The sequence below is a fragment of the Candidatus Pelagibacter bacterium nBUS_29 genome (genome assembly GCF_051200905.1).
Lineage (GTDB): Bacteria > Pseudomonadota > Alphaproteobacteria > Pelagibacterales > Pelagibacteraceae > Pelagibacter.
The window spans coordinates 1,089,424-1,114,580 of record NZ_CP172843.1; the positions used below are offsets into that span (position 1 = coordinate 1,089,424).

29 protein-coding genes, 1 pseudogene and 1 riboswitch are annotated in these 25,157 nt (G+C 29.6%); of the genes and pseudogenes, 18 read left to right on the forward strand and 12 right to left on the reverse strand.

Annotated elements, in window-relative coordinates; translation table 11 throughout:
* Nucleotides 1–5: 5 nt before the first annotated feature.
* Genes ACIJYA_RS05830 through rnhA form a run of 13 tightly spaced genes read left to right on the forward strand, consistent with a single transcriptional unit; the run spans nt 6 to nt 11,599 of the window.
* A complete protein-coding gene (locus tag ACIJYA_RS05830) occupies nt 6–2,579 on the forward strand; it encodes a chromosome segregation SMC family protein (RefSeq protein WP_435087958.1) in 2,574 nt (857 codons plus the stop codon).
* Nucleotides 2,580–2,588: 9 nt separating this feature from the next.
* Nucleotides 2,589–2,864, forward strand: coding sequence for an AtpZ/AtpI family protein (locus ACIJYA_RS05835; RefSeq protein ID WP_435087959.1), 276 nt, complete (start codon nt 2,589–2,591; stop codon nt 2,862–2,864).
* Between the two features lie 10 nt (nt 2,865–2,874).
* Complete coding sequence (locus ACIJYA_RS05840) at nt 2,875–3,606, forward strand: F0F1 ATP synthase subunit A (RefSeq protein WP_435087961.1); 732 nt, start codon at nt 2,875–2,877, stop codon at nt 3,604–3,606.
* An 18-nt stretch (nt 3,607–3,624) separates the two neighbouring features.
* Entirely contained in the window at nt 3,625–3,852 is a 228-nt protein-coding gene (locus tag ACIJYA_RS05845; protein ID WP_006997791.1) for a F0F1 ATP synthase subunit C, read from the forward strand.
* A gap of 56 nt (nt 3,853–3,908) precedes the next feature.
* Nucleotides 3,909–4,448 (forward strand): F0F1 ATP synthase subunit B family protein, encoded by a 540-nt coding sequence (locus ACIJYA_RS05850; protein WP_435087963.1) that lies wholly within the window; start codon nt 3,909–3,911, stop codon nt 4,446–4,448.
* Complete coding sequence (locus tag ACIJYA_RS05855) at nt 4,405–4,935, forward strand: F0F1 ATP synthase subunit B family protein (RefSeq protein WP_435087964.1); 531 nt, start codon at nt 4,405–4,407, stop codon at nt 4,933–4,935. Before ACIJYA_RS05850 ends, ACIJYA_RS05855 begins: the two co-directional genes overlap by 44 nt.
* A gap of 39 nt (nt 4,936–4,974) precedes the next feature.
* Nucleotides 4,975–6,435 carry a phytoene desaturase family protein gene (crtI, locus tag ACIJYA_RS05860; protein ID WP_435087966.1) on the forward strand — a complete coding sequence of 487 codons (1,461 nt, stop codon included), beginning with the start codon at nt 4,975–4,977 and terminating at the stop codon, nt 6,433–6,435.
* Nucleotides 6,435–7,286, forward strand: a complete 852-nt coding sequence (locus tag ACIJYA_RS05865) for a phytoene/squalene synthase family protein (RefSeq protein WP_435087968.1) — start codon at nt 6,435–6,437, stop codon at nt 7,284–7,286. Before crtI ends, ACIJYA_RS05865 begins: the two co-directional genes overlap by 1 nt.
* A complete protein-coding gene (locus ACIJYA_RS05870) occupies nt 7,273–8,337 on the forward strand; it encodes a lycopene cyclase family protein (protein ID WP_435087970.1) in 1,065 nt (354 codons plus the stop codon). Before ACIJYA_RS05865 ends, ACIJYA_RS05870 begins: the two co-directional genes overlap by 14 nt.
* A 1-nt stretch (nt 8,338) precedes the next feature.
* Nucleotides 8,339–9,274, forward strand: a complete 936-nt coding sequence (locus tag ACIJYA_RS05875) for a Brp/Blh family beta-carotene 15,15'-dioxygenase (RefSeq protein ID WP_435087972.1) — start codon at nt 8,339–8,341, stop codon at nt 9,272–9,274.
* A complete protein-coding gene (gene ispH, locus ACIJYA_RS05880) occupies nt 9,264–10,208 on the forward strand; it encodes a 4-hydroxy-3-methylbut-2-enyl diphosphate reductase (protein WP_435087974.1) in 945 nt (314 codons plus the stop codon). Before ACIJYA_RS05875 ends, ispH begins: the two co-directional genes overlap by 11 nt.
* Complete coding sequence (locus tag ACIJYA_RS05885; protein ID WP_435087976.1) at nt 10,209–11,174, forward strand: homoserine kinase; 966 nt, start codon at nt 10,209–10,211, stop codon at nt 11,172–11,174.
* Nucleotides 11,174–11,599: a ribonuclease HI gene (gene rnhA, locus ACIJYA_RS05890; protein WP_435087978.1), complete on the forward strand. Its 426-nt coding sequence runs from the start codon at nt 11,174–11,176 to the stop codon at nt 11,597–11,599. The genes ACIJYA_RS05885 and rnhA overlap by 1 nt, the downstream gene beginning before the upstream one ends.
* Here the strand turns inward: rnhA and ACIJYA_RS05895 are convergent.
* The 9 genes from ACIJYA_RS05895 to ACIJYA_RS05935 all read right to left on the reverse strand — a co-directional run bounded on the left by ACIJYA_RS05895 (nt 11,591) and on the right by ACIJYA_RS05935 (nt 19,717).
* Complete coding sequence (locus ACIJYA_RS05895; RefSeq protein ID WP_435087980.1) at nt 11,591–12,076, reverse strand: peroxiredoxin; 486 nt, start codon at nt 12,074–12,076, stop codon at nt 11,591–11,593. The two genes, rnhA and ACIJYA_RS05895, sit on opposite strands and share 9 nt — an antisense overlap.
* Complete coding sequence (gene thrC, locus ACIJYA_RS05900) at nt 12,076–13,446, reverse strand: threonine synthase (RefSeq protein WP_435087982.1); 1,371 nt, start codon at nt 13,444–13,446, stop codon at nt 12,076–12,078. The genes ACIJYA_RS05895 and thrC overlap by 1 nt, the downstream gene beginning before the upstream one ends.
* Entirely contained in the window at nt 13,447–14,100 is a 654-nt protein-coding gene (locus tag ACIJYA_RS05905) for an SURF1 family protein (protein WP_435087983.1), read from the reverse strand.
* A gap of 10 nt (nt 14,101–14,110) precedes the next feature.
* Nucleotides 14,111–14,899, reverse strand: coding sequence for a cytochrome c oxidase subunit 3 (locus ACIJYA_RS05910; RefSeq protein ID WP_435087985.1), 789 nt, complete (start codon nt 14,897–14,899; stop codon nt 14,111–14,113).
* Between the two features lie 9 nt (nt 14,900–14,908).
* Nucleotides 14,909–15,439 carry a cytochrome c oxidase assembly protein gene (locus ACIJYA_RS05915; protein ID WP_435089271.1) on the reverse strand — a complete coding sequence of 177 codons (531 nt, stop codon included), beginning with the start codon at nt 15,437–15,439 and terminating at the stop codon, nt 14,909–14,911.
* Nucleotides 15,440–15,560: 121 nt separating this feature from the next.
* Nucleotides 15,561–16,472, reverse strand: a complete 912-nt coding sequence (cyoE, locus tag ACIJYA_RS05920) for a heme o synthase (protein WP_435087987.1) — start codon at nt 16,470–16,472, stop codon at nt 15,561–15,563.
* Between the two features lie 31 nt (nt 16,473–16,503).
* Nucleotides 16,504–18,138: a cytochrome c oxidase subunit I gene (gene ctaD / locus ACIJYA_RS05925; protein ID WP_435087989.1), complete on the reverse strand. Its 1,635-nt coding sequence runs from the start codon at nt 18,136–18,138 to the stop codon at nt 16,504–16,506.
* Nucleotide 18,139: 1 nt separating this feature from the next.
* A complete protein-coding gene (coxB, locus tag ACIJYA_RS05930) occupies nt 18,140–18,955 on the reverse strand; it encodes a cytochrome c oxidase subunit II (protein WP_435087991.1) in 816 nt (271 codons plus the stop codon).
* Nucleotides 18,956–19,015: 60 nt separating this feature from the next.
* On the reverse strand, nt 19,016–19,717 hold the full coding sequence (locus ACIJYA_RS05935) for an RsmE family RNA methyltransferase (protein WP_435087993.1): 702 nt from the start codon (nt 19,715–19,717) through the stop codon (nt 19,016–19,018).
* A gap of 16 nt (nt 19,718–19,733) precedes the next feature.
* Here ACIJYA_RS05935 and ACIJYA_RS05940 point away from each other — a divergent pair, with 16 nt between their 5' ends.
* Nucleotides 19,734–20,405: a haloacid dehalogenase type II gene (locus ACIJYA_RS05940; RefSeq protein WP_435087994.1), complete on the forward strand. Its 672-nt coding sequence runs from the start codon at nt 19,734–19,736 to the stop codon at nt 20,403–20,405.
* Between the two features lie 2 nt (nt 20,406–20,407).
* Here ACIJYA_RS05940 and ACIJYA_RS05945 read toward each other — a convergent pair.
* Nucleotides 20,408–21,470 (reverse strand): annotated as a pseudogene (locus ACIJYA_RS05945) (homocysteine S-methyltransferase family protein).
* Nucleotides 21,471–21,601: 131 nt separating this feature from the next.
* A riboswitch (SAM riboswitch) is annotated at nt 21,602–21,667 on the reverse strand.
* Nucleotides 21,668–21,813: 146 nt separating this feature from the next.
* Complete coding sequence (locus ACIJYA_RS05950; protein ID WP_435087996.1) at nt 21,814–22,173, reverse strand: winged helix-turn-helix transcriptional regulator; 360 nt, start codon at nt 22,171–22,173, stop codon at nt 21,814–21,816.
* Between the two features lie 129 nt (nt 22,174–22,302).
* Here ACIJYA_RS05950 and ACIJYA_RS05955 point away from each other — a divergent pair, with 129 nt between their 5' ends.
* From ACIJYA_RS05955 to ACIJYA_RS05970, 4 genes are read left to right on the forward strand one after another with little or no spacing between them, the layout of a single operon-like run.
* Nucleotides 22,303–22,539 carry a CDGSH iron-sulfur domain-containing protein gene (locus tag ACIJYA_RS05955; protein WP_435087998.1) on the forward strand — a complete coding sequence of 79 codons (237 nt, stop codon included), beginning with the start codon at nt 22,303–22,305 and terminating at the stop codon, nt 22,537–22,539.
* A 3-nt stretch (nt 22,540–22,542) separates the two neighbouring features.
* Entirely contained in the window at nt 22,543–22,920 is a 378-nt protein-coding gene (locus tag ACIJYA_RS05960) for a DoxX family protein (protein WP_435088000.1), read from the forward strand.
* Nucleotides 22,921–23,757, forward strand: coding sequence for a pirin family protein (locus tag ACIJYA_RS05965; protein ID WP_435088002.1), 837 nt, complete (start codon nt 22,921–22,923; stop codon nt 23,755–23,757). It begins immediately after the preceding gene.
* 3 nt (nt 23,758–23,760) lie between these two features.
* Nucleotides 23,761–24,735, forward strand: a complete 975-nt coding sequence (locus tag ACIJYA_RS05970; protein WP_435088004.1) for a quinone oxidoreductase family protein — start codon at nt 23,761–23,763, stop codon at nt 24,733–24,735.
* Here ACIJYA_RS05970 and ACIJYA_RS05975 read toward each other — a convergent pair.
* Complete coding sequence (locus ACIJYA_RS05975) at nt 24,728–25,132, reverse strand: DUF2721 domain-containing protein (protein ID WP_435088006.1); 405 nt, start codon at nt 25,130–25,132, stop codon at nt 24,728–24,730. The two genes, ACIJYA_RS05970 and ACIJYA_RS05975, sit on opposite strands and share 8 nt — an antisense overlap.
* Nucleotides 25,133–25,157: the final 25 nt, after the last annotated feature.

Genomic DNA, 25,157 nt, shown 5'->3' on the forward strand with positions numbered 1-25,157 from the left:
TAAGCATGGAGTTTAAAAAAATCCAATTAAATGGATTTAAATCTTTTGCTGATAAAACGAATTTTCTAATTGAAGAGGGTTTAACTGGAATAGTGGGCCCTAATGGATGTGGAAAATCTAATATTGTTAAATCTTTAAGATGGGCTATGGGAGAAACGTCTGCAAAAAGTATGCGTGGCTCTGGCATGGAGGATGTAATATTTAATGGGACATCAAACAAAGCTTCCAAAAATATTGCTGAAGTTTCTATTGATGTAGAAAATAAAAATAACGAAGGACCAGTTCAATACCGTGAACTTGATCAGATAAGTGTCAGAAGAAAAATAGAAAAAGATAAAGGCTCCAAGTTTTATATTAATGATAAAGAAGTAAGAGCAAGAGATGCTCAAATGTTTTTTGCTGATCTATCAACCGGTGCACACTCACCTTCAATGATTAGCCAGGGTCGTATAGGGGCCTTGGTAACTGCAAAACCAACAGATCGAAGAGCTATCTTGGAAGAAGCTGCGGGAATATCTGGGTTACATGTAAGAAGACACGAAGCTGAACTAAGGTTGGGAGCTGCAGAAAATAATCTTAAAAGAGCTGATGAGCTTAGAAGACAACAGGAAAAACAATTAGCTAATCTTCAAAAACAAGCTGAGGAGGCAACAAAATATAAATTAATTACAGATGAAATTAAAAAAATAGAAGCAGGACTTTATTATTTAAAATTAATAGAAATAGACAAAGAAATACAAATAGAAAATGAAATTAATAGTGAGGCTGGAGGTGAAGTTGAGGGTTTTAATAGCAAAATATCTGAGCTGGAAAATTTAATTAAAACGGCAATGGATAAAGTTTCTCCACTTAGAGAAAAAAATATTGAAAATTTATCTAAAATTCAAAGATTAAACTTGGAACTACAAAGTTTAGATGAGGAAAATACGAGAACACAAGATGAAATTGAAGCTATTAAAAAATCTCTTCAAACCCTTGACGAAGATATCACACGAGAAAGAGGTATTATAATAGATGCAAATTCTAATGAAAAAAGACTTAAAGAAGAAAAAAGTGATTTAATAGAAGTAGACTCAAAATATTTTGAAACTGAAAAACTATCCAATGACGAGTTAGAAGAAGCTAAAAACAAACTTAAAGAGGAACAAAAAGCTGTTGATGAAGTAGTTAACAATATTGCTGAAGGAACACTAAATATAAGCATTGGCCCAATAAAGAATGTTAAAAACTCTATTGATAGAGTTAAACAATTAATAGACAGTAACGAAATAAATCAGGCTGTTACTCTTTTAGATAGATGCAACATGGAACTTGATAACTTCTTAAATGACTTAAAAAATGAAAAATCAAGAGAAGAGTTATTAAGTGTAAATGAGAAATCACAAAATATTAAACAACTTCAAGAAAAGTATGCTGATGCATATAGTAAAAATCAATCAATCAAAAATGAGTCTATTAAACGTAATGAAAGAATTAAAACTATTGAAACTGAAATTGAAAGTTGGATAAATTTATTATCAAATTCAGAAAAAATGGTTGCAGAATTAACAGAGAGAAAAAATAAATTAACAAAACAATTAAAAGAATTAGATAATCAACCAAGTATTCAAGCTGAAAGAAAAGGTCAAATTTCTGAAAATCTAAGAATTTCTGATAAAGAAAAAATAGATAATGACAATATCATAGAAGAAACAGATCAAAAAATTGAAGCTTTAAGACTACAGCTAAATGAAATTCAAGAACAATCAATTCAAATTAGAGAACGTAAAGCAAGTTCTGGTGCAACTATTGAAGGATTACAAAAAAGAAAAAGTGATTTACTAGATAGAATTAATTCTGAACTTAGTTTAACAGAAGAAAATATTTTAGAAAATTCGAACTTAAATGGTGTTGAAGAATTGCCAAATGCTGTTGATCAAGAAGATTCTTTAGATAAAAAAAAGCAAGAAAGAGAAAGTTTAGGATCAGTTAATTTAAAAGCTGACGAAGAAACAAGTAAGTATGAAGAAGAAATAAAAAAAATGGAGCAAGATCGTTCTGATCTAGTGACTGCAATCGATAAATTAAAAGACAGTATTAACGAACTTAATCAAAAAGGTAGAGAAAGATTAATTGAAGCCTTTGAAAAAGTTAATAGAAAATTTAATGAAGTGTATACTAAGCTTTTTAATGGTGGAAATGCAAAGCTTGAGTTAGTAGACTCTGATGATCCATTAGAAGCAGGCTTAGAAATGTTAGTAAGTCCTCCTGGAAAAAGACTCCAATCAATAACTTTATTATCTGGCGGGGAACAAGCTTTGACTGCTCTCTCTTTAATTTTTGCAGTTTTTTTAACTAATCCTTCTCCGATCTGCGTGTTAGATGAGGTGGACGCACCACTTGATGATGCTAACGTCACAAGATTTTGTAGCCTTCTAGAGGAGCTAATAAAGATTACAAACACAAAATTTATTATTGTAACGCACCACGCCTTGACAATGTCAAAAATGAACAGACTTTACGGGGTTACAATGCCAGAAAAAGGGATTAGCCAACTAGTAGCTGTTGATTTACAAAAAGCAGAGAGTATGGTTGCCTAAACTATACAAATGCCAAAAGATCCGTTAAAAACTCGCCTAGAGATTGCAAAAAGTAAGATTTTAAGGAAAAACTTATATAATAAAAAAGATAATCCATCATCTATTGGAACAGCCTTTAAATTAAGCACAGAATTAGTATCTGCAGTTGCCGTTGGGACAATTATTGGGTTTATTTTTGACAAGACCTTTGGTACTAAACCCTGGTTTATATTAATATTTTTTTTTGTGGGTGTCGTTGCTGGAATAACAAACGTAATTAGATCTGCAAAAAATATGCAAAAATAGATAAAATTTTATGGCAAATCCAATGACCCAATTCAATGTTCACAGAATTGGACCAGAAATTAAAGTTGGCACATTTGATATCTCATTTACAAATGCAAGTTTGTTTATGATTATTAGTTCAGTTGCAATTCTAGTTATTTTTAATCTTGGATCAAAAAAAAATTCATTAATACCAAATAAAATTCAACTTCTTGCAGAGCTTAGTTATACTTTTGTCTCTAAAATGATTAGTGATACAGCTGGTCTTAAAGCAAAACCATACTTTGCTTTTATATTTTCTCTTTTTATGTTTGTGCTCTTTTGTAACATGTTTGGAATGATACCTTACACTTTTACAGTTACAAGCCACATCATTGTTACGTTTATATTAGCTGCTTTTATATTTATTGGAGTGACAGTTATTGGATTTATGAAGCATGGTTTTGGTTATTTAAAATTATTTGTACCTAGTGGAGTTCCTGCAGTCCTGCTACCACTGATTGTTGTAATAGAAATAATTTCTTATTTAAGTAGACCAATTAGTTTATCAGTTAGATTGTTTGCCAACATGATGGCAGGTCATACTATGATGAAAGTTTTTGGAGGCTTTGTAATAAGTCTTGGAATAGTTGGTGGATGGCTTCCACTAAGTTTTTCGGTTGCGTTAACAGGTTTGGAGATCTTAGTTGCTTTTCTTCAGGCATATGTTTTTGCAATCTTAACCTGCATCTATTTGAATGATGCATTAAATTTACACCATTAATTAACATAGGAGGATATAATGGAATTAGAAGCAGCAAAAATGATCGGGGCAGGCTTAGCAGCAATAGCATTGGCTGGTGCCGGTGTTGGTATTGGAATAATTTTTGGAAATTATTTGTCAGGTGCGATGAGAAATCCATCAGCAGCACAAAAACAATTTCCTAATTTGCTTTTAGGTTTTGCACTTGCAGAAGCAACAGGATTATTTGGATTAGTAGTTGCATTAATCATTCTATTTGCATTTTAAATTTGATGATTAAAAAAATATATTTTCAGTCGATATTTTTTAGCTTCCTCTTTTCGATGGAAGCTTTTGCAGCTGAAAGCGGGGGTATGCCTCAATTAAATCCTGAATTTTGGATTTCTCAGATTTTTTGGTTAACACTAACTTTTGGAATTTTGTATATAGTTTTATCAAAATTAATACTTCCTAAAATTAGTGAAAACTTAGAGTCTAGAAAATCTCAAATATTAGAAAATATTGAGGCTGCAGAGAAACAAAGAGAAAATAGTGAAGAAAAGCTGAAAGAATATGAAGAAATTGTTTCAAAAGGTAAATTTGAAGCCAAGAATATATTTAATCAAGCTAGAGAGAAAGCTTTAAAAGACATCAATGCAAAGAAAGAAGTGCTAGATAAACAGATTGATGATGAAATTGTTAAAGCAGAACAAGAAATCAAAGTACTACAAAGTGGTGCAGCTGAGAAGATCAACAAGATAGCAATAGAAACTTCATCAGAATTAATACAAAAACTTATAGGAGCTGAAGTGAACAACAGCAGTATTTCAGCAATTGTAGATGACCTTTCTAAAAGAAGTGGAGACAAATATTATGGTAATTGATGCAACTTTTTGGGTAGCAGTTTCATTTGTTATTTTTTTTGGAGCCCTGATTTACCTAAAGATACCTCAAAAAATCACTGAAATATTAGATAAAATAATATCAGATATTAAAAGTGAAATTGATGAAAGTGAAAAATTAAGAACTGAAGCAAAAACTTTACTTGATAATGCACAAAATAAATTAGATACAGCACCAAAAATTAGTAATGAAATTTTAGAAGAAGCTAAAAAAGATTCAGATAAGTTAATTATTGAATTAAATGATAAATTTCATAAATCATCCGAAATTAAAAAAAATTTAGCCGAAAATAAAATAAGTCAAATGAAGGAAGCTGCCATCAAAGAGATAAAGGATGTATCAATTAAAATTACGGTAAACTCAGTTAAAAAAATTATTACTACCTCCATTGACAAATCTAAACTAGATACAGTATTTCAAAAAAATTTAGAAGAAACTAAAGAAGAGTTAAAAAAAATTAACTCATAATACCCTTACAATTTTTCAAAAAAACTATAAGTTGTTAAAATGAATTCTATAGTTATTGGTTCCGGATTTGGAGGAATTGCTGCAGCTCTTAGACTTAGAGCTAAAGGTCATGAGGTCACATTGGTAGAGAAACATTCTGACTTGGGAGGCAGAGCAAGGGTATTTAAAAGAAATGGTTTTACATTTGATGGTGGACCGACAGTAATTACAGCACCTTATTTAATTAATGAATTGTTTGAGCTTTTTAAAAAAAACCCTAAAGATTATATTAAAATTTCTCCACTAAAAATTTGGTATCAATTTATTTTTGAAGACAAAATAAAATTTGATTATTCGGGAAATGAAACTGAAATGAAAAACCAAATTGAAAAGATTAGTAAAGAAGATGTAAAAGGCTATGAAAAATTAGTGAATTTTACAAAAAAAATTTTTGATAAAGGTTTTACTGAACTAGCAGATATCCCTTTTGACAAACCATTTGTAATGATGCAGCAATTACCTGCGCTTTTAAAACTTAAAAGCTACAAATCTGTATATTCTTTAGTTTCGTCATATATTAAAAATGAAAGACTGAGAAGAATGCTAAGCATGCACCCTCTTTTGGTAGGAGGAAACCCTTTTACCACAACCTCTATTTATGGACTTATTTTATATTTAGAAAAAAAATGGGGAATTCATTACTCAATGGGTGGGACTGGAAATATCATTAAAGGTTATGAAAAACTAATGAGTGAAGTTGGAATAAATGTGATGAAAAAAAGTGAAGTTACTAAAATAATTTCAAAGAATGGTAAGATCTATGGAGTGCAGATAAATGGTCAATATAATTTAGAAGCTGACAATGTAATTTGTAATGCTGATCCTCCAGCTGTCTATGAAAAATTATTAAATGAAAACACTAACAATTCAATTCTATTTAATTGGAAAAAAAATAGGATGGAATATTCCATGGGATTATTTGTCTATTATTTTGGAACTAGAAAAATATATGATAACGTTGAACACCACACCATAAAGTTTGGCAATAAATATAAAGAACATCTTGACGATATATTTAATAAAAAAAAATTAAATAAGGATATTAGTTATTATTTACACAGACCAACTGCGACGGATAAATCAATGGCTCCTGAAGGTAATGATTGTTTCTATGTATTGGTCCCAGTGCCTAATAACCAGTCAGGAATTGATTGGGATATAGAGGGTGAAAAAATGAAAAGTTTAATAATTGATAAGATGGAAAAAGATTTAATGCCAAATCTTCGAGAAAATATTATAGAAGATTTTTACTTAACACCAAATTACTTTGAAAAAGATTTAAATACTAAATTTGGTTCTGGTTTTTCCATTCAGCCAAAATTTACTCAATCAGCCTACTTCAGATTTCATAATAAATCAGAGATATATAATGGTCTTTACTTTGTTGGAGCAGGTACACATCCAGGTGCGGGAGTGCCAGGTGTCTTGTCTTCCGCAAAGGTATTAGATAAAATCTTATAATGTCTAGCCGAAGTTATTTATCGCTATATGCAAAATCTTTCAATTGGGCGGGGTTTTTTTTACCAAAACAAACTTATTTAAAATGCTCAGCTTTGTATGATTTTTGTAGAGTAGCTGATAATATTGCTGATAACAATGACCCAATTGGAGAAAAAAAAATAAAATTTTTAGAATTTAAAAATAACTTTTATAATAAGAAATTTGATGACCCTATTATAAAGAATATGTGGGGGCTCATAAGTGAATTTAATATACCCTTAAAAGTAGTTCATGATTTATTAGATGGGATTAACTCTGATATCCAAGAAAATATAAAGCTAGATAAGAAAAAAGATTTACTAATCTACTCCTACAGAGTTGCAGGGACAGTGGGTTTGATGATGGCTAAAATTCTAAAAGTAAATGAAAAAAACTCATTAAAATCAGCTATTGACCTTGGCATAGCTATGCAATTAACAAACATATCCAGAGATGTTGTTGAAGATCTAAATAATGGAAGATCCTATATAAATTTAGATTTTGAAGAAATTAAATCTACAATACAACTTGCTGAAAATTATTATGAAAATTCGTTCTACTCAATTCAAAAAATTCCATTCAGCTTACGTTTTGCTATTTTAGTTGCGAGGAGAGTTTATAGAAAAATTGGATATAAAATTCTAAATAAAAAAAATTTAAATAATTATAAAAAATCAGGTAAAATTTATGTATCCAATCTTGAAAAAATAATTGAAACTCTTTATTCTTTACTGGATCTAATTAAATTATTTTTGATTAATAAAAGTGATGATGATATTCAACATAATCATTTTTTAATTAATGAAGAAATAAATTTAGATGAAAGAATTTGATTATATAATTATTGGGGGTGGTTGCGCAGGCTTATCGCTTGCCTATGAATTAAATTTGCACCAAAAATTAAAGAATAAAACTTTAGCAATTATTGAACCAAGAGATAATTATAAAAAAGACAAAACTTGGTCTTTTTGGAAAATTTTTTCCCATAATTTTGAAGATTGTATTAAAAAAAGTTGGAATAATTTTACTATCAATATTCCTAATCATACAAAATATATTGATTGTAGCAATGCGCCCTATCAAACGATTGATAGTGGTTTATTTTATGAAAAAATAGTTAATTCCTTGAGGCAAAATAATAATATTCATTTTTTTAAAAATATGAATGAAATCAATAAAAATAATTCATTTATATTTAATAGTGTTGCAGATGCAACGGAAGATAAGGGTAATTTATGGCAACACTTTTCGGGTTTTGAAATAGAAACAAATAAAGAGTTCTTTGATGAAGAAATCTTTAACCTAATGGATTTTGATTGTGATCAAAAAAATAATGTGCATTTTTTTTATACACTTCCATATTCAAAAAAAAGAGCTCTTGTTGAAACTACCTGGATTTCAGATTTAAAAAATACGTCTATTCAAGATTATGACAATCAACTAACCCATTATATTAAGAATAATTTAAAAATAAAAGATTACAAAATTAATTTTAAAGAATTGGGTGCTATACCTTTGTTTAATATGAATAATAATAAAAAGAACAATCAAATTAATATTGGAACTGCAGGAGGAATGACTAGATTAAGCACTGGATACACATTTCTTAATATTCAAGAGCACTCTAAATATATAAGAAATAATTTGGACAATATTCAAAGTGCTAATTTGTTTACGCTCAATAAAAAATATGAATTTTTAGATAATATTTTTCTTAAAGTTTTAAAAAATAATCCACAAGATATGGGTCAAATTTTTTTTAAAATGTTTAACTGTTCTCCTAGAACGGTAATCAATTTTTTATCAAATAAAAGTGGTGTTTTAGAAGATCTTTCAATTATCTCTAAAATGCCAAAATTAAAATTTTTAAAAGAAATGTTTTGATATGATTAATGAAATAAAAAAAATAAATTTAAATCATTCTTTTATTTTTTTTTTATTTTGTAACATTATTTCAATAATAGTTTTTAAAACTAATAATTTTGCTATCTCACCTATAGCATGCCTAATACTTATCTTAATTATTGGTGTTTCTCATGGATCACTTGATCACATTAAAGGAAGAAAGCTCTTAAAAATTTTAGATATCAACAAAATGTCATTTTTTTATCTAGCATACATTCTATTTGTTATTTTTATAATTGTTGCATGGGTATTAGTGCCAACCATCTCTTTATTAGTTTTCTTAATCTTTGCTTCTTATCATTTTGGTAAAGAAGATACTCAATTTCTAATGGAGAAAAATTCTATAAAAAATCAATTTTTTTATTTTCTTAAAGGATCATTGGTCATTTTAGCTCCAATGTTTTTTCACTTTGATGAAACAGTTGCAATATATAAATTTTTATTTGTTGAAAATGAGTCATTTTATTTAACATTGGATTACATAGAAAGTAATGATATTTTATTGATTGGAATTATATTAAGTACTTTATCAAGTGTTTTTTTATTTATTAAAAAATTTGAAATAAAAAAATTTGCTATTTTTTTAGATTTCTTTTCAATCATAATAATAAATTATTATTTTTCACCATTAATAGCATTTACAATTTATTTTTGTTTTTTGCACTCAATCAGACATAGTATTTCTTTAATTCATGAAATAGATAATTTTAACTTTAATAATGGCCTAAAGATTTTTTTAAAAAAGGCCCTTCCACTAACAATTTTGACAGCTATTCTGTGCTTAATAAGTGTATTTTTTCTAAACAATAGTCACAGTTTAAACAGTTCAATTTATAAAGTAATATTTATAGGTTTGGCGTCCTTAACCTTTCCTCATATATTGCTTGAATATTTATTAGAAAAAAATGAAAAATAAAGAAATCAAAATATTACTGTCAGCACCTCGGGGATTTTGTGCAGGAGTTGAAAGAGCTATTGAAATTGTTGAAAAATCAATTCAAAAATATGGAGCACCTGTTTATGTGCGTCATGAAATAGTTCATAATAAATTTGTTGTTGATGACTTAAAAAAAATGGGCGCTATATTTGTTGAAGAACTCGAAGAAATTCAAGATAAATCAAGGCCAGTTATTTTTTCAGCTCATGGAGTGCCAAAAAAAATACCTGTAGATGCTAAAAATTATAATATGACTTATATAGATGCAACTTGTCCTTTAGTTTCAAAAGTTCATAGAGAGGCCGAAAATCTTAATAAAGCTGGTTACCATATAATTTTAATTGGTCATGAAAACCATCCAGAAGTCGTAGGAACAATGGGTCAATTACCTAGCGGCTCAATCGAACTTATACAAAATGAAATAGAAGCAAAAAATTATAATAATAAAAGTAATAAAAAGATAGCATTTGTTACTCAAACCACTTTATCTGTAGATGATACAAAAGATATAATTCAAATTTTAAAAAGTAGATTTAAAGATATACACGAACCTAAAAAAGAAGATATTTGTTATGCCACAACCAATAGGCAAATGGCTGTTAAAAATATTGCAAAACAATGTGATATGTTTTTTATAATAGGCAGTAGAAATTCTTCAAATTCTGTAAGACTTGTGGAGGTTGCTAAAAAATCTGGTTGTGAAAATTCAAGGTTAATTCATTCAGAAAGTAAAATACCCTATAATGAAATACAAAATTCAAATACAATAGGTATTTCATCTGGTGCTTCTGCACCTGAAATATTGGTAAATAACTTTATCGATGATTTAAGAAATAGATTTACTATCAAAATAAATGAAATAGAAATAATTAAAGAAAACGTAGTATTTAAAATCCCAAAAAAATTAAATTAAATGGCTGTTTATACAAAGATTAATAAAAGAGATATTTCTTCAATAAATAATCAGTTTGAAATAGGAAAAATTATCGATTTCAATGGAATTACAAAAGGAATTGAAAATACAAATTACTTATTAAAAACAAAAAAAAATAAATTTATTTTAACAATTTTTGAAAAAAGAGTTTCAAATAAAGAAATACCATTCTTTATGAGATTAATGGAAATTTTGCATAGTTCAAATATTAACTGTCCAAAACCCCTTAAAAACAAAAATGGCTCATATTTGATTAAATTGAGAAATAAAACTGCATGCGTTGTTTCTTTTTTAAATGGTAAAGACAAAATTAAACTTAATTCAAAAAATTGCTTTGCAGTAGGCAAAATGATAGCAAAAATTCATCAAGCTACCAAGAACATTAAAATATCTAGAAAAAATTCTATGGGTATTAAAGAATTGGGACCATTATTAAAAAGTATAAAATTCAAATCAAAGAAATTTTCTAACTTAGAAAAATTTTTAACAAATAATTTGAATGACATTAAAAAAAATTGGCCTTTGGGACTTCCTAAAGGAATAATACATGGAGATTTATTTATAGATAATATTTTTTTTAAAAAAGATAAATTGTCTGGAGTAATTGATTTTTATTTTGCTGCAAATGATATTTTTATGTATGAAATTGCTATTTGTATCAACGCTTTATGCTTCGATCAAAAAAATTCAAAATTTAAGTTAAATAAACAAAAAATTAGTGAATTAATAAAAGGTTATGAGAGTATGAAAAAAATTTCATATAAAGAAAAAAAATCATTAAACATATTATGTAGAGGTGCTGCAATTAGATATCTTTTGACCCGGCTATTTGACTATTCTAATACTCCTAAAACAGCATTGATAAAAATTAAAGATCCTAACGAATATTATCAAAAACTTATTACACATAACAATTTAAATTCATACAAAGATTATTTAATTTAATGATTGAAATCTATACAGACGGTTCTTGCTTAACAAATCCTGGAAATGGTGGATGGGCTGCAATAATAATTGAAGATGGTAAAATTAAAAAAATTAGTGGTAATGAAAAAAAAACAACAAATAACAGAATGGAATTATTAGCTCCTATTAATGCATTAAAAGAAATGAATTCTAAGTCACAAATCTCTATTTATACAGACTCTCAGTATGTAAAGCTTGGGATAACTCAATGGATTAATAAATGGATAATTAATAATTGGCAAACATCTAAAAAAGAGGATGTAAAAAATAAAGATTTGTGGGTCGAATTATTTAATTTAAATAAATCTTTAAATGTTAAATGGAACTGGGTTAAAGCTCATGCTGGAAATACCATGAATGAAGAGGTTGACCTATTAGCCAAAAAAGCTGCAAATTCAGACTAGTTGAATAAAATTTTCAGCAGCAGAGACTTCGCAAGAACCAGCATCATCTTCTTCCTTTAATTTAACTACCTTTAAATTGTCTACTAGCATCGTGTACCTATTAGATCTAATACCTAGCCCTCTTGCACTTTTATCAACATCTGCTCCAATTGCTTTGGTAAAATTCAAAAAAGGATCACCAATCATTAAGATTTTATCACCAACACTGTGCTCTTTACCCCATGCATTCATTACAAATGGGTCATTAACTGAAATACAAATTATATGATCAATTCCTTTTTCCTTATATTTCTCAAACATCTTAACGTAACCTGGTAAATGTTTAGCCGAGCATACTGAAGTGTAAGCACCTGGTAGACCAAAAATAACCACTTTTTTATCTTTTAAAAATTCTTGTGTATTTTTCTTAACAGGATTTCCATTCTCCATAATAAAAATTTCAGAATTTGGAACTTGATCATTTTCTTTTATATTCATTAAATTCTTTCTTTTATTTGTTGTTTTACATATTCAACGTTATTTTCAATAATATCATAATTTTCTTTTTCATCCATAACAAACATTAATTCTTTAGGAAGCTCTGCTTTTAAATTTATAGCTTTTTTAATTGCATCTGGAAATTTACTGGGATGCGCTGTTGCTAAAACTATATTATTTCCATTTAAGTGTATTTTATCAAAAGCACCGTAGCCTATTGCAGTATGTGGATCTAATACAATATTGTATTTTTCATAAACTTCTTCAATAGTTTTAAGAACTTCTTCCTCACTCATTCGTGAAGATAAAAAATTAATATTAATTTTATCTAATTTATTTTGATCAATTGTATATTTTCCTTTTTCTCTAATATTTTTCATAACGTCTATTGTTTGTGAATCATCACAATCATTTAAATCGTAGAGCAATCTCTCAAAATTACTTGCAACTTGTATATCCATACTAGGAGACAGTGTTTCAGAAACATTTTCCACTTCATAACTACCTTTTGAAATAGCTCTGTGTAAAATGTCATTTTGATTAGTTGCTACTATCAATTTATTAATTGGAAGTCCCATTTTTTTTGCAAGATATCCAGCATAAACATCACCAAAATTTCCTGTTGGAACTGAAAAATTTATTGGTTGTTTGTTATCTTCAATTAAAAAATAACTATAAAAGTAATATACACTTTGAGCTATTATACGTGCCCAGTTAATTGAATTTACACCTGACATTTTAATATCACTTGAAAAATTTTTATCAGCGAACATTGTTTTAACTAAATTTTGACAGTCATCAAAATTCCCTTTGATGGCGATGTTGAAAACATTTTTATCTTTACCTGTAGTCATCAATTTTCTTTGAACGGGTGACACTTTATTATGTGGGTGAAGTACAAAAATATTCACGTTTTTTTTGCCTTTAATGGCATCTATAGCTGCAGCCCCTGTATCTCCTGAGGTTGCCACAACAATATTAAGTTTCTCATTTTGATTATTTAAATAGTATTCATAGAAATTACCTAGAAGTTGCATTGCAATATCTTTAAAGGCTAACGTAGGACCATGAAATAATTCAAGAACAGATCGATCTCCAACTTTTACAAGATTAACAACATTTTTTTTTCTAAAAACTGAATAAGATTGATCTACAATTTTGCCCAAGTCATTTTCAGTCATAAAACTTCCAATAAATGGATAAATAAGTTTCTTTGCTAATTCACTGTACTCAAGATTTTTAAGTTCATTAACATCAACTTTATGGAGAGATCTAGGTACAAATAAACCCCCATCATCAGCAAGCCCTTTTACAAAAACATCCCTGAATTCAAAGACTTTTTTACTGTTTCTTGTGCTTATATATTCCATCTAATAATTTTTTTTTCTAAAATATAGATATATTAAAAGAATTGAAATCGCCATTGAAAACCAAGTAATCGCATACTTTTTATGATTGTTAGAAATATTAGCTGTAATCACTTTCGGTTTTGGTAGCTGATAATCACCATTTAAATAGATAATATATTTTGAAAATTTTTTACCTGTATATTTAAAAATATCATCTCTATCTAATGTGAACCAATAATTTTTTCCAATATCATTTTTAGGTTTAAAAAAATTTGCTATAGTTTGGTTCTTTAATGTTCCATTAATGTTGTTTTGGTTGATTAAATTAATCTCAGGTTTTTCTTTTTTATCAAAAGGAATCCAGCCTCTATTAATTAAGTAATTTTCATTATCAATTAAAATAGGATTAATTACTTCAAACCCAGGTTTGCCACTTTCATTTAAATTATATAAATAAATTTGTTTTTCAAAATTGATATTCCCAGATGTTTTTATCCTTAAATAATTTTTTTTCTCACTACTTGATAGTTTAACTGGTTTATTTTTTAATGAGCCTTCAATTTGTTTTATTAAATCTAATTTCCAAGTTAATCTATATAGCTGCCATGACCCTAGTGACAAAAGAACCAGGATTATAAAATAAACAAATACTGAAAATAATAACTTATTCTTCAAGGACTAAATATTAACTTCCCCAAATATATATAGCTGCAAATAAAAACAACCAAACAACATCAACAAAGTGCCAATACCAAGCTGCTGCCTCAAATCCAAAATGATGATCTTTATTAAAGTGTCCAAGTTTACCTCTCCACAAACATACTGCTAAAAATATTGTACCTATTACAACATGAAAACCATGAAAACCTGTTGCCATATAGAAGACTGCTCCATAAATATGTCCTGAATAATCAAAGGTAGCATGATGATATTCGTATGCCTGAAGTAAAGTAAAACAGAAACCTAAAATGACTGTCAATGTAAGACCTTGAATAAAGCTTTTTCTATCATCTTCCAATAATGCGTGATGAGACCAAGTAACTGTCGTTCCTGAAAGTAGTAAAATAAGTGTATTAATTAAAGGAATATCCCATGGATCAAAAGTTTCTATATCCTTTGGTGGCCAAACATTCCCAACAAACTCATTTGGAAATAAACTGATATCAAAATATGCCCAAAACCAGGCAACAAAAAACATAACCTCTGATGCAATGAACAATGTCATCCCATATCTATGGTGAATTTGAACAACAGGAGTGTGATGTCCTTGATGTTCTGCCTCTATCACAACATCTCTAAACCACATGTAAGCACCATAAAGCACAAGAGCCAAACCTAGGTACATTCCCCATGAAACATCATTATGCATGTAATAAATTGTTCCAATTGCTAATACCAAGCAAGAAAATGATACGTAGATAGGCCAAGGACTTGGGTCTACTAAATGATAATCATGTTTTTTTTCAGCTGACATTTTTTGTGATTATGATTGTTTATAGTAATCTGTCGAGAAAAAAGTGTACGACATAGTTACATCCTCTAAATTTTTCGTAGTTGGGTCATTAACTAGCTCAGGGTCTAAATAAAAAGTCATTACGTAAGTGGCTTTTTCTCCTGCTTTTAGTTCTTGTTTTTCAAAGCAAAAACAACCCAGTTTACTATAATATTTTCCAAAACTTGACGGCGAAACATTAAAGCTTGCCACTCCATAAGTTGTTTCATTACCATAGTTTTCAACTTCAAACTCTATTCTGTTTACTTCACCTACTTTAACATCAATTACATTTGACTTGGCTTTAAAATCCCAAGTAAGATTGTTTACATTGGTGTCAAACCTTACACTGACAACTTTGTCTAATACTATATTTGGGGCTTCTTTAGATACCTGAGTGGTCCCTCCAAAACCAGTTATTCGACAGAACATGTCATAAAGAGGTACAGCTGCAAATGAAAGACCAAGCATAAGGAAAAAAATTCCACCAAGCAAAACTGGAGTTAAAGTTTTTTTTCTCATCATAGTTGTCTATCAAAAACTCCCACATTGTATAAAGTAAACACAAAAAGAAAAACCATAAATGCTAGAATTGCTACCGCAGTTAAAATATTTTTTTTCTTAGTTTTTTTATCTGGTATTATCATAAAATTTTATCAATTAAAAAAAGAACAAAAATCAAAAATAAATATAAAATTGAATATCCAAATATAGATTTTGCTTTTTTTGCACTAAATTTATTTTTCTTAAAATTATATAGTTCAAAACATAAAAAATTATAGTAAAAAGTTAAAATTAAAGATGGAATTAAAAAAATTAATCCCACAAAATCAATTGTATAAGGCATCACAATTACAGGCACCATTATCAAAGAATAAATAAAAATATTTAATTTAGTGCTTTCAATTCCATTTGTTAATGGAAGCATTGGAATTTTTGCTTTTTTATAATCATCAGATTTATAGAGGCTTAATGCCCAAAAATGAGATGGTGTCCAAAAGAAAATTATCAAAAAGAATGTTAAAGGTTCTAATGAAAGAGTATTCGTAGCAATGGTCCAGCCAATAACTGGTGGCAAAGCTCCTGCGGCCCCCCCAATAACTATGTTCTGTGCAGTTTTTCTTTTTAACCAAATTGTGTAAACCAACACATAAAACAAGATAGTAAATAATAATAAACTAGCTGATATTCTGTTAGCAAAAAAATCAAGAGCAATTACTGAAAACCCTGAAAGAGCAATACCAAAAACTAAAGCTTGGTTTTTATTAACTTTTCCAGTTGGTATTGGTCTAAGACAAGTTCTTGACATTAATGCATCAAGATCAAACTCATACCACATGTTCAATGCTCCAGCTGCTCCAGCACCAATAGATACTAGGATGATTCCAATAATTGCATCTTTGGTTGGAATAATGTTTGGTGCCATTAACAAACCAACAGCACATGTAAAAATTACTAATGACATCACTCTTGGCTTCATTAGTTTAAAGAGTTCTGAAAAATTAAAAACGTCTTCTTGGCTTAAGTTTCTATTTTTTAATTTAGACTTGATCATTTTTTTTAGTGTGAAAAATCTAAATTATTTTTTAACTACTAGATTTTTCAAGACTTTCTTCGTCTTCAAACTTTGGTAATTCATCAAAAGTGTGAAAATTAGGTGGTGATGGTACTGTCCACTCTAAAGTCGTAGCACCCTCTCCATAAGGATTTCGGGCTGCAGCTTTTTTCTTTGAAAATGAATAAATTAAATTTACAAAAAATACTAACAAGCCTATTACTGATATGTAAGATCCGATAGAAGAAACATAGTTCCATCCAGCAAATGCATCTGGGTAATCAGCATATCTTCTTGGCATACCAGCTAAACCTAAGAAGTGTTGTGGAAAGAACACTAAATTAACTCCTATAAAAGTAAGCCAGAAATGCAATTGTCCTAAAAATTCTGAATATTCGTATCCAGACATTTTTCCAAACCAATAATAAAAACCTGCAAAGATCGCAAATACTGCTCCTAAAGATAATACATAATGGAAATGTGCAACAACATAGTAAGTGTCATGCATTGCGGTATCAACACCTGCATTCGCAAGAACAACACCTGTTACACCACCAACAGTAAATAAAAATATAAATCCTAAAGCCCAAACCATTGGAGTTTTAAATGAAATAGATCCTCCCCACATTGTAGCTATCCAAGAAAATATTTTGATACCCGTTGGAACAGCAATGATCATAGTAGCTGCCAAGAAATAAGCTTTAGTGTCTGTACTTAAACCAACTGTGTACATGTGGTGAGCCCAAACTACAAAACCTACAATTCCAATTGCAACCATTGCATAAGCCATTCCTAAGTAGCCAAAGACAGGTTTTTTTGAAAATGTAGAAACAATATGACTAATCATTCCAAAGCCTGGTAAAATCAAAATATAAACTTCGGGGTGACCAAAGAACCAAAATAAATGTTGGAATAAAACTGGATCCCCTCCTGTTTGCGCATCAAAAAAGGCAGTACCAAAATTTCTATCCGTTAAAAGCATTGTAATTGCACCAGCTAAAACTGGTAATGACAATAATAGTAAGAACGCTGTAACTAAAATAGACCAAGCAAATAAAGGCATTTTGTGAAGCGTCATGCCTGGTGTTCTCATATTTAAAATTGTAGTAATAAAGTTTACTGCGCCTAAAATTGAAGATGCTCCAGCCAAGTGTAAACTTAAAATAGCAAAGTCCATTGCAGGTCCTGGTTGCCCAGCTTTAGATGATAAAGGTGGATATATAGTCCAGCCTCCACCAACTCCTGTTTGACCTGGAGGGCCATCCATAAAAATTGAAAGTATTAATAAAATAAATGAAGTTGGTAATAACCAAAATGAAATATTGTTCATTCTTGGAAAAGCCATATCAGGTGCACCAATCATAATTGGCACAAACCAATTTCCAAAACCACCTATCATTGCAGGCATCACCATAAAGAAAATCATTATCAATCCATGACCTGTAACTAAAACATTATATAAATGATAATTACCACCTAAAATACCATCACCAGGATGCATCAATTCCATTCTCATTAAAACTGAAAACGCAGTACCAATTACACCTGCAACAATTGCAAATATTAAGTACATTGTTCCAATGTCTTTATGATTAGTTGAATAAGCCCAACGCTTCCAACCAGTTGGTGTGTGATGATCGTCGTGTGATGCTGTTTGTGTATACATATTAGTTACTCGCTAGTTTTATATTTTCGTTTTCTAATAACGGTTCTTTTGCAAATTTAATTTTTGCTCCTGTTAGCCATTCTGCATAATCTGCTTCTGATACAACTCTCACAGTAATTGGCATAAACGCATGTTTAATTCCACAAAGCTCAGAACATTGTCCGTAGTAAGTTCCAACTTTTTCAGCTTTAAACCATGTTTCATTAATTCTTCCAGGCACTGCATCTCTCTTAACACCAAAAGATGGTAATGCCCAAGCATGTAAAACATCATTTGCTGTAATTAAAACCTTCACTACTTTATTAACTGGAACAACAACTTCATGATCTACTGAAAGTAGTCTTGGTTGATTTTCTTTTAAGTCTTTTGTCTCAATCATATATGAGTCAAAAATAATATTTTCATCTGGATACTCATAACCCCAATACCACTGGTAACCTATAGCCTTAACCGTAACATCTGCTTTTGGAATAGTGTCTTGTTTGTATAGAATTTTGAAAGATGGTACCGCTATAACAATCAGAATTAAGCATGGAATTAAAGTCCACAACACTTCGATTGCAACATTATGTGTTGTCTTTGATGGGTTTGGATTTCTTGAAGCTCTAAATCTAATAGACACGTAAATCATCAAAAATAATACGAAGACACTGATTGCAATTATAATAGGTAGTAACAAATTATCATGAAAATTAACTATCTCCCTCATTGACTGGGATGCAGCATTCTGAAAACCTAGTTGCCAATCTTTTGGTTGATTAGCAAACGCGTTTGATGAATAAAAAATAGTTAGAAATATGTATAAAAATTTTTTCATTTGTAAACACTATATAGTTCGTCTTTTGTAAAATTACACTTTACTTTTCGCGACAAAATATCAATTTATTGCATAATTTATGATCGATATAGCTGAAATCACAGCTGTTTCTGATCTCAGTATGTTTTCATTGATTTTAATTGGCTGAACACCTTCAAATTTAAGAATCTGTTCTCTTTCCAATTCAGAAAAGTCTCCCTCCGGTCCAATTATTACACAAGTTGGCTTAGACGTTATTTGATCTGTATCAATTTTATTATTTTTTGAGTTTAAATCCGTAAATATTAAATCCATGTTTTTATTTTTCAAAAAAGATTCCAAAGATTGAGGGTCTTCGATTAAAGGAACGTTAATCCGATTAGATTGTTCGGTTGCTTCAATAATGACTTTTTCAACTCTCTCTTTATTAATCTTACGAACAATAGTTCGATCAAATATTATGGGTAAAAACTTTGTAACACCTAACTCTGTAGCTTTTTGAATCATAAAATTAAAATAGTTTGATTTAATGGGTGAAAAAGCAAGCCATAATTCTTTGGGGTTTTCTTTTTGTCTCAATTGATTGGTAATATTAAATTTAACGATACTTTTTGAAATACTTAAAATTTTTGCTTCCCACTCTCCGCTACTATTAAATAATGAAAAAACTTCATTTTCTTTAACTCTCATTACTTTACTCACATAATGAGATTGTGATTTATCAAGTGTAGCTGTTAAATTAAGTGATAAACTTTCACTATAAAATAATCTAATATTACTCATTAAGACAAGTTTAATTATGAAAAATATTAAAGCAATAATTTTTGATGCATACGGCACATTATTTGATGTCAATTCAGCAGCAGAAAAATGTAAAGAAAAAATTGGTAATAAGTGGGAAGGTTTTGCAAATTATTGGAGAACAACTCAACTAGAATATACTTGGCTTAGAAGTTTGATGAAAAGACATAAAAATTTTTGGCAAGTGACTGAGGATAGTTTGGATAAGTCAATGCAAGCTTATAAAATTGACCTCTCGATGAGAAATGAGTTGTTAGATCTTTATAAAATCCTTTCACCATTTTCTGAAGTTACAGAAGTTTTAAAATCACTTAAAGAAAAAAAATATAAACTAGCTATTCTCTCAAACGGCACACCCACCCTTCTCAATCAATTAGTTAAAAGTAATAATTTAGAAAATATTTTTGATGATATTTTTTCAATCGAAGAAGTAGGGATTTATAAACCAGACACAAAAGTTTACGATATGCCAATTAACAAATATCAAATTAAAAAAAATGAAGTTGCTTTTTTGAGTGCAAACACTTGGGATGTATCAGGTGGAGGAAATTATGGTTATAATTCTATTTGGGTAAACAGAAATAATAATATTTTTGATAAACTTGACTACCAACCAAAGTTGGAGATCAATAACTTAAAAGATCTGTTACCCAATATAAAATCTAATTAAAATTAAGCCTTATCTCCATAATCAGTCATATGTTTTGGAATTCTTTTATTTTTTCCATACATAAAATGATTTTCCATTTTTTCTCTATATTTACTTGCTGGAACAGTTAATCCAACTGACTTCTGCAACTTCCCTAATCAGCATTGAATTAGCTCCACAGCAAACACCGAGATAATTTATCCCTAAATCATTTGCCTCTTTTGCGAATTGACCTATTTCATATCTATTACAAAAATGTGGATCTAAAGCTGTTGGGAATGTTCTTCCATGTGGAGAAGGACAGCCACAATCGGCTCTGTCAGGCAAATTAAAAAAAGTTGGAAATTTTTCATTAGTTCTATATGGAATTGGTAAAGCACCTACATGACATTTGACTGCTTTTCTAATCTCCTTTAAGAATGGCAACATTGTTGCTGGTCCTCTAAAACAATTTAAGCCCACAACATCAGCACCTCTTTGTTCCAGCTCTTTACATGTATCTACTACAGACTTTCCATCTCTCATTTTGTTTTCACCCATTGGAGAAATTGTTAATACAGTTGGAAGATTAGCTTTCTTCATTACTTCAAGAGCTTTAAAAGCTTCTTCAGCATAATAAAAAGTTTCACCAATTAACATGTCCGCACCTTCATCAACTGCCCAACCAATCATTTCAGAAAACATGCCTTCAACTACTTTTTGGCCTTGCTTATCATCTTCCTTCCAAATATTTGAGTTAGAAATATTTCCAGCCATTAAATTTGGCTGAGATCCTTTAGGTGTATCCAAAGCAACCTTTTTTGCAATTTTTAAAGCAGAACGATTTAGCGGTTCAAGTAATTCTTCTTTACCTATAACTCGCATCTTTTCTCTATGTCCATTGTAAGTAAAGGCTTCAACAATATCAGATCCTGCATGTTGAAATTCTCTATGCAAATTTTCAAGAACTTCTGGATGATCTAAAGATACCATTGGCACAAATTCTCCAGATGCCATATATCCACGTTTCTCTATTTCAAATAAAAAACCTTCAGCACAAATCACAGGTCCTTTATCTAATCTTTCTTTTAGTATATTTGTTTTCATTTTTTCTCCAATACAGAGTTAAGAGGCTTAAACTTTGATACAAATCAAATCAATTTATTTTGAAATAGCTCTTCCCTCCATTAATTTGGAGAAAAGAAACTAATTAACCAAAGAGGGTAAAAATTAGCTCTTCTCTCCTTTTTAGTGCTTTAGCAAAATGCTGGGCGCACAATACGGTTCAAATACCCGATTTTAATTTGAGAAAATTTCAAAAAAAAACCACCGGCTAAAGCGGTGGTTGAAGTGTCGCTTTAGCAGGATTTTTAAAGCGCTCTGCAATTTAACTTAAATCAGCGCTAATCAATACAATCACAAATAAACAATGTTGTCAAAAGAATAAGCTTTATCTTATTCTGTTTTCTTCAAAGTTTTTATTAAGTTTTAATGAGATAGTTTTAGTATTTCTTTTATTCCAATCAGAAAAAGATTTCAAAATAGGAATTACTGATAAGCCAAATTCAGTAAGTGAATACTCTACTTTAGGAGGCACTACTTGATGAACTTTTCGATTAACAATACCATCTATTTCTAACTCTTTAAGTTGCTTAGATAACATTTGTTGAGTGATAGTTTTTAATACTTTCTTTAACTCATTAAATCTTACCCTCTTTTTGTGAAACAGTGTAAATAGAATTCTTATTTTCCACTTACCGCCAAGAAAATATATAGCTCTTTCAGCTGGGCAATTAATTAATTCTTTCATATCTACTTAAATAACTATTTTATTTTAATTATCAAGGTATGTTTATACATACTAGTATGATTATTTTGCGTACTTGCATAATTTACAACAAATCATTAATTATGTTCGATATTAATCGAAAGGGTAAATATGACTAAAGGACAGAGTGCTGGCAATGGACCAATTGCAGTAGAAGTTGAAAAAGATAAATCTTATTATTGGTGTTCATGTGGACAATCAAAAAAACAACCATTTTGTGATGGATCACATAAAGGAACTGATTTTACTCCATTAGCATACAAGGCAGAAGAAACAAAGAAAGTATTTTTTTGTGCGTGTAAACAAACTAACAATGCACCATTCTGTGATGGTTCACACAATAAATAAATTATGACAAATATATTAGATTTAGTAGCAAGGTTTTTTATTTCACTTATTTTTTTATTAAGTGGAATAAATAAAATTGGAAACTATGAAGGAACTGTTGGTTGGATGGAGTCCTTAGGTATGCCTGGTATTTTTTTAATCCCAGCAATCATATTAGAAATCGTTGCTTCAATACTAATAATAACAGGATATAAAGTTAAAATTTCAGCAGCTTTGCTAAGTGTATTTTGTATAGCCACTGCGATTATTTTCCATAGTGATTTAAGTGATCAAATGCACTTTATTTCATTTATGAAAAACATTGGTCTTGCTGGAGGATTTTTATTTCTTGTTGTTAATGGAGCTAAAGATTTTAGTCTTGATAAAAAGTTTGGAAATTAAATGTCAAATATAGAAGTAAGTAAAATTATAGACCCTATTCCAGCATCAGATGGTGCTGGAGTAAAATTAAAAAGAAGTATTGGTGTTGAACCAAATTACTTTGATCCGTTTTTAATGTTGGACGAATTTGGATCAGAAAATAGTGAAGATTATATTGCAGGTTTTCCATCCCACCCTCACAGAGGAATTGAAACAGTCACCTATATGTTAGCTGGAGATTTTGAACATAAAGATAGCACTGGTGGCGAAGGTAGAATGACTGCGGGAGATGTTCAGTGGATGAAAACAGGAAGTGGAATAATTCATTCTGAAATGCCAGCAATGAAAGAAGGTAAGCTTCATGGTTTTCAATTATGGGTAAATATGCCTGCTAAATTGAAGATGAGTAAGCCTGAATATATTTATATTGATGCAGATAAAATGAGTGTTCACAAAGATGGAGATAAACAAGTTAAAGTCATAGCTGGTAAATATGAAAATGCTGAAGGCCCTGTCAAAGGTCATAATGTTGAACCAGTTTATTTTGATGTTGAATTAAATAAAGACAAAGAATTCAATTTTAAATTACCATCAACTCATAATAGTTTTATTTATTTGATTAATGGTGAAATCGAAATAGGCAAAAATAAACATGATAATGTTAAAGATAGTACTTTAATACTATTAACTAGAGGTGAGGATTTAACTGTAAAAGCAAAATCAGATGCTAAGTTTTTAGTGATTTCAGGAAAGCCAATTAACGAAGAAATTGCAAGAGGCGGACCCTTTGTAATGAATACTAAAGCTGAAATCTTGCAAGCAGTACAAGATTATCATAATGATACATTTGTAAAATAAATTATGAAAGCTGTAGAAATTAAAAAAAATGGTGGGCCTGAAGTTTTAGAGCTTAAAGATATTACTCTAGATAAGCCAGGCACGGACCAGGTAACAATAGAACAAAGAGCTATTGGTCTTAATTATATAGATACTTACCACAGATCAGGTTTATATCCTTTAAAAATGCCAAGCGGTTTGGGTTTGGAGGGTGCAGGTGTTATTACTGAAGTTGGAGACAATGTAAAAGATTATAAAATTGGTGATAAAGTTTCTTATGCTGGTATTCCATTAGGATCTTATTCAACACACAGAAATTACCCAACAAAAAATCTTGTAAAAGTACCAGAGGGTATTGATCTTGAGGTTGCAGCAACTTTGATGACAAAAGGTTTAACTACATTTTATTTATTACATAAAACATTTCCCGTAAATTCAGGACAAACAATTCTTTATCATGCAGCAGCTGGAGGAGTTGGTCAAATATTTGGTCAGTGGGCAAAAAGTTTAGGCTGCACAGTTATAGGTACTGTTGGTTCAGATGAAAAAATAAATATAGCAAAAGAAAATGGCTACGATCATGTAATTAATTATAATAAAGAAGATTTTGCAAAAAAAGTTTTAGAAATTACAGACGGTAAAGGTGTTCCTGTAGTTTATGACGGTGTAGGTAAAGACACTTTAGATGGATCTATTGAATGTTTGACAACAAGAGGAATGATGGTTTCATTTGGAAATGCATCAGGACCATTGTCAGATATAAACGTTCCTAAAATGCTTCAGCCAAAAGGTTTATATCTTGTAAGACCTGCTATGCAGCAATATCTATCTACTAAAGAAGAGCTAGATGAAGCATCTAAAGTAATGTTTGAAAAAATTAGTTCTGGAAAAGTTAAGATAAAAATATTTAAAAAATATAAATTAGATGAAGCAGTTCGGGCTCACCAGGATTTAGAGGGAAGAAAAATTTTAGGTCCTGCAGTAATTATTCCTAACTAACATCCACATCCATATCAGCCATATGCAATTTAAGTGCATTAGTTGAGATATGAATTTCTCTAATAAAGAAAAGAATTGAAATTATCATAGATAAACAACAAGAGCCAAAAATTAATCTTGCAATAAATATTTCATTTAAATAAAGGCCTAGTACGGTCATCATATTGAACAAAAATCCAAAAGCAGCAAACATAATAGTCCATCTCAAAAGAGTAATTCTTCCACTTAGGTTTATAAATTGTTTTTTCCACTCATGAGGAATATGGTTTTCGTAAACGTGTTCATCATGAAGTTCTCTAATAAGCTTACTAAGTGAATGAAATCTATTACTATAGATGCTCATTAGCAAAGGAATAGCTGGAAACATTAGTGCTGTAACTGTGTAATCTATATTCATACGAATCAATTTGATTATGAAACTA